The organism is bacterium, assembly GCA_024228115.1.
In the GTDB taxonomy this organism is placed as follows: domain Bacteria; phylum Myxococcota_A; class UBA9160; order UBA9160; family UBA6930.
This window is the reverse complement of sequence record JAAETT010000076.1, coordinates 1-9,038: the sequence shown is the minus strand read 5'-3', so window position 1 is coordinate 9,038 and position 9,038 is coordinate 1. Positions and strand designations below refer to the sequence as shown.

The 9,038-nt window shown below is 61.3% G+C and carries 5 protein-coding genes; all 5 read left to right on the top strand.

Annotated features, from left to right (window positions below):
- The first annotated feature begins 954 nt into the window (after positions 1-954).
- The 5 genes from GY937_04370 (at position 955) to GY937_04350 (ending at position 8,941) form a co-directional block, all read left to right on the top strand.
- On the top strand, positions 955-2,451 hold the full coding sequence (locus GY937_04370) for an SAM-dependent DNA methyltransferase (protein ID MCP5055944.1): 1,497 nt from the start codon (positions 955-957) through the stop codon (positions 2,449-2,451).
- 348 nt (positions 2,452-2,799) lie between these two features.
- Positions 2,800-3,639, top strand: a complete 840-nt coding sequence (locus tag GY937_04365; GenBank protein MCP5055943.1) for a hypothetical protein — start codon at positions 2,800-2,802, stop codon at positions 3,637-3,639.
- Positions 3,632-4,567, top strand: coding sequence for a hypothetical protein (locus GY937_04360; GenBank protein ID MCP5055942.1), 936 nt, complete (start codon positions 3,632-3,634; stop codon positions 4,565-4,567). Before GY937_04365 ends, GY937_04360 begins: the two co-directional genes overlap by 8 nt.
- A complete protein-coding gene (locus GY937_04355; protein ID MCP5055941.1) occupies positions 4,564-6,072 on the top strand; it encodes an SAM-dependent DNA methyltransferase in 1,509 nt (502 codons plus the stop codon). The genes GY937_04360 and GY937_04355 overlap by 4 nt, the downstream gene beginning before the upstream one ends.
- The gene (locus GY937_04350; GenBank protein MCP5055940.1) at positions 6,065-8,941 is read left to right on the top strand and encodes an HsdR family type I site-specific deoxyribonuclease; all 2,877 of its coding nucleotides are present in this window, start codon (positions 6,065-6,067) and stop codon (positions 8,939-8,941) included. Before GY937_04355 ends, GY937_04350 begins: the two co-directional genes overlap by 8 nt.
- Positions 8,942-9,038 lie beyond the last annotated feature (97 nt).

Here is a 9,038-nt window from a genome sequence, read left to right as displayed (position 1 = left end):
GCTGTTTCTCTGCGTCCAAGACATTTGCCATGGCCGGCGAGGCTATCCGCCTCGCCCGCCTCAACGTCCTGGACGACTCCCCGTTCTATGGCCGGTTTTCAGGTGATCACGTATGGCCGCTTTTGGGTGTTCACCGAGGCACGAGAGGATCGACCTGGCCGTCGAGCGCGAGCTCATTGCCGGCCGACTCCACGAAGATGCGCAAGGTCTCACTTCCCACAGGGGTTGAGCCACTCCAGGACAAGAACTGGCCGCTCATTCATCTGGCAATCCGGGAGATCAGATCCAGGGGCACGAAGCCCCAGTGGAGTAGAGTTGGTCAAGAAGCAGAGCGGCCGCTGAATGACAAGGACTGCTCTCTCAGGTACGAGTCGTTTGTTGCGGTTACCCAGGGAACCCCTGTTCCATGGGAAGCGACGCGCTCCGATGGGTCGCTACCAGACGCGGCGGAGCTGCTGGAGGCTGCAGGTTCGATCGTAGACTGCCAGATCTCGGTTATCGCTATAGATTGCCCCTGTCGCGCGTTCCTTTCTCTAGTCGGCGGCCAGCCGACGACGCGATCTCGGTCGAGTACGGTGGCCGCGGCTGCTCTACCCATACGCCAAACGTCCGGGCGTCCTCGGTCGCTATCTCATGAAACAGCTCGAGGTGCTGGGCTATCCGCTTGCTACCGCAGGCCGCTCGGATGCGGGCGTCGCCTCTCGTAGGAGTCACTGTTTTTCTTGGGCTGCGTGGTTCCGCGGGAACTGAGTACATATTCGGATCTCGTTGTATTCTGGTTGGCCGTTGGTTGAAACACTTCAGGGACCATGACATCTTCGAAGGTCGTGATGGGCGCCTGCGGGTAGAACCCTGCCTGCGCAAATGGAGTCGCGGAGAGGAGCGAGATGCCCTATGGAGAGCTTGTCGGGCGATGACCAGTCCGAGCAACTCAGCGGAGCAGGAAATCCCGAAGTGCTTTCTCGAGATGAGCTCCAGTCCCATCTCTGGAACGCCGCCAACATCCTCCGCGGCTCCGCCGTCGATCGCACCGATTGGAAGGGCTACATCCTCCCCCTCCTCTTCTTCAAGCGCATCAGCGACTGCTGGGACGAAGAAACCGCCGAAGCCGCCGAGCTCTACGGCGACGCCGACCCCGGCCACTTCGAAGAGATCCACCGCTTCCAGCTCCCCAACGGCTGCCACTGGAACGACGTTCGCGACACCGCCCAGAACGTCGGAACCGCCCTCAAGCATGCCATGCAGGAGATCGAGCGCGTCAACCCCGACACGCTCTACCGCGTTTTTGGCGCCACCGACTGGGGCAACAAGGAGAAGTTCACTGACGAGCTCCTCAAGGACCTGATCGAAGGCTTCTCGTCGATCTCGCTCGGCAACAACGCCGTCGACACCGACATCCTCGGCGACGCTTACGAGTATCTCGTTGGCAAGTTCGCCGACGTCACCCGCCGCAACAAGGCCGGCGAGTTCTACACCCCCCGCAGCGTGGTGCGGATGATGGCCGAGATCCTCGATCCCAAGGAGGGCGAGTCGATCTACGACCCCGCCTGTGGCACCGGCGGCATGTTGCTCGCCGCCATCGACCACGTGAAGCGAAACGGCGGCGACCCGCGCACCTTCTTCGGCAAGATCTATGGTCAGGAGAAGAATCTCACGACCTCCTCGGTCGCCCGGATGAATCTCGTCCTCCACGGCATCGAGGACTTCCAGATCGCCCGCGAGGACACCCTCCGCGATCCCGCCTTCACGGACGGTGCCGGCGGCCTCGCCACCTTCGACTGCGTGATCGCCAATCCACCGTTCTCGCTCAAGGAATGGGGGCGCGAGGTCTGGGAGAACGACCCCTGGGGCCGAGCGCAGTACGGCTTGCCCCCGGACGGATACGGCGACTACGCCTTCGTCCAGCACATGATCGCGTCGATGGCCCAGGGCGGAAGCAGCCGCATGGCCGTCGTCCTCCCGCAAGGCGCGCTCTTCCGCAAGAGCGCCGAAGGCAAGATCCGCGAAGCCCTCCTCAAGGAAGACCTGATCGAAGCAGTCATCGGCCTCGCGCCGAACCTCTTCTATGGTACCGGCCTTGCCGGCTGCGTCGTGATCCTCCGCCGCAAGAAGCCGGCCGAGCGGAAAAACAAGGTGCTCATCATCGACGCGTCGAGTCTCTTCCGGAAGGGCCGTGCGCAGAACTTCCTCGACCCCCGACATGTCGAGCAGATCATCAAGTGGTTTCAAGCCTTCAACGATGTCGAGGACCGCGCCAAGGTCGTCGCCCTCGATGAGATTGAAGAGGAGGGCTGGACGCTCAACATCTCCCGCTATGTCCTACCGCCCATCGGCGAGGAGATTCCGCCGCTGCCCGAAGCCGTCGCCGCATTCAAGGAAGCGCTGACGGAAGCCCGCGCTGCCGAAGACCATTTGCGCTCGGTGCTCGTGGACGGCGGGTGGCTCGACTGACAATCACCCCTCAAGACTATCAGCCTACGACCGTAATGTAGTGCAACTACAATAATGACTTGAAACTACAATAATAACTTGCAACTGCAATAATGACTTGCAACTGCAACTAGAATCGACGATTCTATAGCCATGGCCGAAAAGCCAGGAAAACGCAATTCGGGTCTCTATCGTGCTGATTTCGTTAATGAAAATTACTTTGGTGAAATCAAGCTAGGGTTGTCAGCAATACGAGGTTTCCGAAACGCCCTTGTCCAGCTTCTGAGAGGACTCTCTCAGTGGCCCGAGAAGACGGCCTACCTCGTACTTGTGGACCCGCGGGTCAGCGACTCCTCGCTTGCGGACGAGATGCAGGTATTCACAACCGCGCTACGTCCAGCGATCGCGGACCACCTGCGTCTGGTCATCGCGACGAACGGCGAGGTCAAAGGGGTGCCCTCCGAGGTCGAGGCCTCGATTCTCGAGAGCGTGCAACGCGAAGTCGAGGCGAGCCGCCGGTTGCCTTCCCCGCTTCCGCGCCCCGACAAACAGTCGGAGGTGCTCCGCGTTCTGCTCCATCAGTGGGTGACGGATGGCGGGCCCATGACCGCAGATTGGGTCGCCCGGGTCGTAGGGTGCAACTATCGAACGGTCGCCGCGACACTCGAGAAGCTGGATTCGTTGGTGGAGCGCCTGGAAGACCGCCGTTTTCAGCTGAAGCGCTTTCCCTCCGACGCCTGGGCGCGCTTTATCGCGACCTCCCGGAAGGCCCGTGCAACAATCGACTACGTGGACCAGTCCGGCCAACCACGTTCCCCAGAATCCCTGCTGCGCCGTGTCGCGAGCCTTGCACGGGACGACATCGCGGTCGGCGGGGTCTTCGGCGCAAAGCACTATCTCCCACAGCTCGATCTCGTTGGCTCACCACGACTCGACCTCTGTGTCCACACCAGCGCCGCTCGAACCGATCTCGATTTCGTCGACAGACTCGATGCGGCACTCGTCCCCGCAAGGTCGAGGTCCGACCAGCCTCGCGTCAGCGTTCACTTCCTGCGTCGCGCCGAGTCGTTGTTTCGTCGCGGCGAAGCTCGAATCCAGTGGGCGGATCCGATCGAGTGCCTCGTAGATCTCTGCGATGCGGGCCTCGACGCACAAGCGAACGAGTTCCTCGCACACCTGGAGAGCTATCGCGGCGAGATCGATGGCTGACCCGCACGGCATGATACCCGTCTCCCCTGGGCAGGTTCTCAGCGAAATCGCCGCGGCCGTGCCTGCCGATTGCCGAGAGCACTTGATCGTGATCGGGAGTCTCGCCGTCGGCTATCACTACTTCGCGGATGAGACCGAGATGGTCGTGCGGACGAAGGACGCTGACTGCGTCGTCTCACCGCGAGGCGCCGCCGTCGACGTCGGAATCGAGATTACGAACAAGCTCATCTCGAACGGTTGGACGCCGAGACAAGACGCCCATTGGAGCACGCCCGGCACCGCCTCGACGCCGGACGACGAACTCCCGGCGGTTCGATTGCAACCCCCCGGCGGCTCTGGGTGGTTCATCGAGCTCTTGACCGTTCCCGGTTCTCCGGCGGACGCCGGTCGGCAGTGGCTACGAATTCAGACCGACGGGGGCGACTTCGGTCTCTGCAGCTTTCGGTTCCTGTCGCTTTCGAATCTCCAGCCGATCGAGACACCGCTGGGCGTCGCCATCGCTCGCCCCGAGATGATGGCACTGGCGAATCTCCTCGAGCACCCGGAAATCGGACCTGAGTTGATGACTGCCGGCTTTGCGGGCCGCTCGGGGATCAAACGCAGCAACAAGGATCTCGGCCGCGTCATTGCCATCTCGACGTTGGCCCTCGCGAAGGATGAAGATGCGTTACTCCCGTGGTCCGAGCTCTGGCGAGATGCTCTAATAGATCGCTTCCCTACGAGCTGGCGAGAGCTCGCAGAACGAACAGGGGCGGGGCTCAAAGCTATCCTGGCGAGCGACGTCGATCTCGAGCAGGCGCAGCATACTTGTGTGAACGGCCTTCTCACCTCGAGACCGCCGACGCTCGATCAGTTCAGAGCCAACGGTCAGCGTCTCCTCGCTGAAGCGGCGAATCCGTTGGTAGAGCTCGTGAGAACCAGAGAATGAGCACGCGACTCAGTCAGAAGGAGCTCGAGTCCTACCTCTGGGGTGCGGCCACGCTGCTGCGCGGGCTCATCGATGCCAGCGACTACAAGCAGTACATCTTCCCGCTGCTCTTCTTCAAGCGGCTCTCGGATGTCTGGGACGAGGACTACCGCGAAGCGTTCGAGGACTCCCAGGACGATGGCTACGCGACGGCGACCGCCAACGACCGCTTCACCATTCCCGAAGGCGCGCACTGGAAAGACGCCCGCGACGCCTCACGCGAGGTCGGTAGGGCTCTGCTGAACGCCTACCAGGCCATCGAGGCCACCAACCCGCAGCGGCTGCAGGGTGTCTTCGGTAACGCCGCCTGGACCGACAAGGCCCAGATGCCCGACGAGACGCTCAAGAACCTCATCGAGCACTTCTCGAAGCACACCCTTAGCCTCGCCAACGTGCCCGAGGACGAACTCGGCAACGGCTACGAGTACCTCGTTAAGCAGTTCGCAGACGACAGCGGCCACACCGCGCAGGAGTTCTACACCAACCGCACGCTCGTGCACCTGATGGCGCAGATGCTTGAGCCCAAGGCCGGCGAGACCATCTACGACCCGACTTGTGGCACTGGAGGGATGCTCATCTCGTGCCTGGCCGAGGTGAAGCGCAACGGTGGCGACACTCGCACCATGGGCCTCTATGGGCAGGAACTCATCAATATCACCGCGGCCATCGCCCGAATGAACCTGGTGCTGCACGGGGTGTCCGACTTCGACATCCGCAGCGGCAACACCCTGCATGAGCCGGCCTTGATCGAGGGCGATCGGCTCAAGATCTTCGACGTAGTTCTCGCTAATCCGCCTTACTCCATCAAGAAGTGGAATCGCGAGGCGTGGCAGAGCGACCAGTGGGGGCGCAACTTCCTCGGCACACCGCCGCAGGGCCGCGCCGACTACGCCTTCTTCCAGCACATCCTGAAGAGCATGGACCCGAAGACGGGCCGTTGCGCGATTCTCTTTCCGCATGGGGTGCTCTTCCGCAACGAGGAAGCTGAGATGCGGACCAACTTGATTGAGACAGACCAGCTGGAGTGTGTTCTCGGACTTGGACCGAATTTGTTCTACAACTCGCCGATGGAAGCGTGCGTGCTGATCTGCCGCACCTCGAAGACCCCCGATCGTAGGGGGAAGATCCTCTTCATTGATGCACTCAATGAGGTCGCCCGCGAGAAGGCCCAGAGTTTCCTCAAGCCAGAGCACCAGGCCAGAATCCTCGAGGTGTATCAGAAATTCGCAGACCAGCCCGGCTTCGCTTTCGTAGCGACAATCGAAGACGTGCTCGCGAACGACGGCGATCTCTCGATTCCGAAGTATGTTGAGAAGGTCGCCTCAGATGGCGATGAGGGAGGATCACGGGATCTGCCCGCCGCTTGGCTGTCCCTTGAAGACGATGGCAGTGTCTTTTGGACCGAAATGAATTCCCTCGTGGAGATGCTCGATGGTGTCATAGCGGAGGAGGCGAACGATGCCTGAGGCGCTCAAGCAAACCCAGGCACTCCGCTTCGACCAGATGGCCGTGCAGGTCAAAGACAAGGTCAAGCCCGCTGAGGCGAACGTGGATCGGTATGTCGGGCTTGAGCACATTGATCCCGAGTCACTGAAGATTCGGCGCTGGGGCGAAACAAGCGATGTTGAGTCCAGCAAGATCATCTTCAAGTCTGGCGACATCATCTTTGGGAAGCGGCGTGCCTATCAACGAAAGCTCGCTGTAGCCGACTTTGATGGGATTTGCTCCGCACACGCGATGGTTCTGCGCCCTAAGGCGGACGTCGTCCTGGACGAGTTCCTACCGTTCTTCATGCAGAGCGACGACTTCATGGACCGTGCGGTGAAGATCTCGGTTGGCGGGCTTTCGCCGACCATCAACTGGAGAGACCTCGCGAAAGAAGAGTTCGTGCTGCCACTGGTGGAGACCCAACAGCAGATTGCGAAGGTGCTGCAGGCGAGCAGACACTACGTCGAACGACTGGCAGACGTGAGCAGGGTGCTCGAGAAAACCTCTCAATCGACCATCGATCGACTTGTTGAGCAATCGGTTGCCGACTCGCCCAAGCATTGCCGCTTCGGCAGTGCGCCGCATCAGACGACGATTGCCTTGGACGATGCTGCTCAAATAACAGATTGCAAACATCGAACGCCAGAACTCGTCGATGCCGGAGTACCAATGGTTGCTCCAGGCGACATCCGATGGGGCGAAATCGAGCTGGAATCGTGCAAGCGGATCGCCGCCACCGAGTATCCGAGCTTTATGGATCATGTCGCCGTACAGGAGGGCGACCTAGTACTGAGCCGGAATCAGTCCTTCGGTATCGCTTCGTATGTCACGACCGATACTAGATTTGCTCTCGGCCAAGATACGGTGCTGCTACAGCCGGCGCTGTACACGTCGAGCTACATCTATTTGATGCTCAAATCGACCTTCGTGCAAAGGCAGATCTTGCGCTATGCCGCGGGGAGCACGTTCGGGCGGATCAATCTGGGGGACATCAGGCGACTAAGGCTCCCGAAGGCAGACTCGCAATCTCTGAAAACCGCACACCGCATTTGGACGAGATTGGAATCTAGTCTGCAAGCCGCCGCAAACAGGAGTCGCATAGCTGCGGAGAAGAACGCGATGTTGGTCAATCAGCTGACGTCGGGGGGGGGCACGTACCCAATGACCTTCAACGAAGCAAACACCGTCGAAGCCTTCGTCCGCGACCTGCTCTGCGGCGGCATCACCCATCACACCGCCGTCGGCCCCGGCCTTGCTCGGCACACCGGCCAGATCCCCGGCCTCGGCTGGCACTACCTCTCCCACCAGAATCTCCCTCGCCAGCCCCACGAAGCTCTCGCCGAGGACTGTCTCGGCGAGGCCCTCATCCGCCTGAACCCCACCATCGCCGCCCAGCCCGATCGCGTCGACGACGTGCTGTACCGGTTGCGGGCGATCATCATGGGCGTCCGCAGCGACGGGCTGGTCAAGGCCAACGAGGAGTTCGCCGCCTGGCTCACTGGCGAGAAGTCGATGCCCTTCGGCGAGAACGGCGAGCACGTCACCATCAAGCTCATCGACTTCTACGACATCGAGCAGAACCAGTACGTCGTTACCCAGCAGTACACCTTCCGCGCCGGCAAGACCGAGAAGCGGGCCGACCTCGTCCTGCTCATCAACGGTATGCCGCTGGTGCTCATCGAGGCGAAGACCCCTGTCCGCTCCAGCCAGAGCTGGCTCGACGGGGCGCTGCAGGTGCACGACGACTACGAGCGCAACGTGCCCGAGCTCTTCGTACCGAACGCCTTCTCCATCGCCACTGAGGGCAAGGAGTACCGCTACGGTTCGATCCGCATGCCCGTCGAGTTCTGGGGCCCGTGGCGGCTCGAGGACGGCGATGTCCTGCCCTCGATGGAGCAGGTCGAGAAGGCGGTCACCTCGATGCTCCGGCCGCAGGTCATTCTCGACCTGCTGGCGAACTTCACCTCATACGCGACGCACAAGGGCAAGCAGCGCATCAAGATCATCGCCCGCTATCAGCAGTACGAGGGCGCGAACAAGCTCGTCGAACGCGTGGTGGCCGGCCACCCGAAGAAGGGTCTGATCTGGCACTTCCAGGGCTCAGGCAAGTCGCTGCTCATGCTCTTTGCAGCCCGCAAGCTTCGGCTACATCCGGCACTCAAGAATCCGACGGTGATGGTCGTCGTCGACCGGATCGATCTCGACAGCCAGATTTCGAGCACGTTCTATGCCGCCGACGCCCCCAACCTGGTCAAGGCCGAGAGCCGCAAGGACCTGCAGGAGCTGCTCGGGAAGGACGTCCGCAAGATCATCATCACGACGATCCACAAGTTCGGTGAGGCGGATGGCGTGCTCAACGAGCGCGACAACATCATCGTGCTGGTGGACGAGGCGCATCGCACGCAAGAGGGCGACCTGGGCCGCAAAATGCGGGATTCCCTGCCGAACGCGTTCCTCTTCGGCCTGACCGGCACACCGATCAATAGGGCCGACAAGAACACCTTCTACGCCTTCGGAGCCGAGGAGGATGCCAACGGCTACATGAGCCGCTACGGCTTCGAGGACTCGATCCGGGATGGGGCCACGAAGGAACTTCATTTCGAGCCGCGGCTCGTCGACCTCCACGTGGACCAGGCCCAGATCGACGAGGAGTTCCGTACGCTTACAACGGACCTCAGCGATGAGGAGCGCGATCAGCTGTCCAAGAAGGCCGCCAAGATGGCGGTTCTGCTCAAGTCTCCGGCACGGGTACAGGTAGTCTGTGCCGACATCGCCCAGCACTTCCAGGAGAAGGTGGCCCCTAACAGGGTGCTGAAAAACCCCGTGCTTCACTCCTTCAAATGGTAGAAAAGAGGCGGGGGTAGAGGGAATGCGGGGAAGCGATCGAGAGCAGGGTTCGATGTTCAGCTACGTAGCGCTGGAAGACCGGATTCCGGCGGATCAT

Coding starts and splice junctions, on each gene's coding strand:
- GY937_04365 (MCP5055943.1), top strand. CDS start 2,800: ATGCAGGTATTCACAACCGCGCTACGTCCAGCGATCGCGGACCACCTG.
- GY937_04360 (MCP5055942.1), top strand. CDS start 3,632: ATGGCTGACCCGCACGGCATGATACCCGTCTCCCCTGGGCAGGTTCTC.
- GY937_04355 (MCP5055941.1), top strand. CDS start 4,564: ATGAGCACGCGACTCAGTCAGAAGGAGCTCGAGTCCTACCTCTGGGGT.
- GY937_04350 (MCP5055940.1), top strand. CDS start 6,065: ATGCCTGAGGCGCTCAAGCAAACCCAGGCACTCCGCTTCGACCAGATG.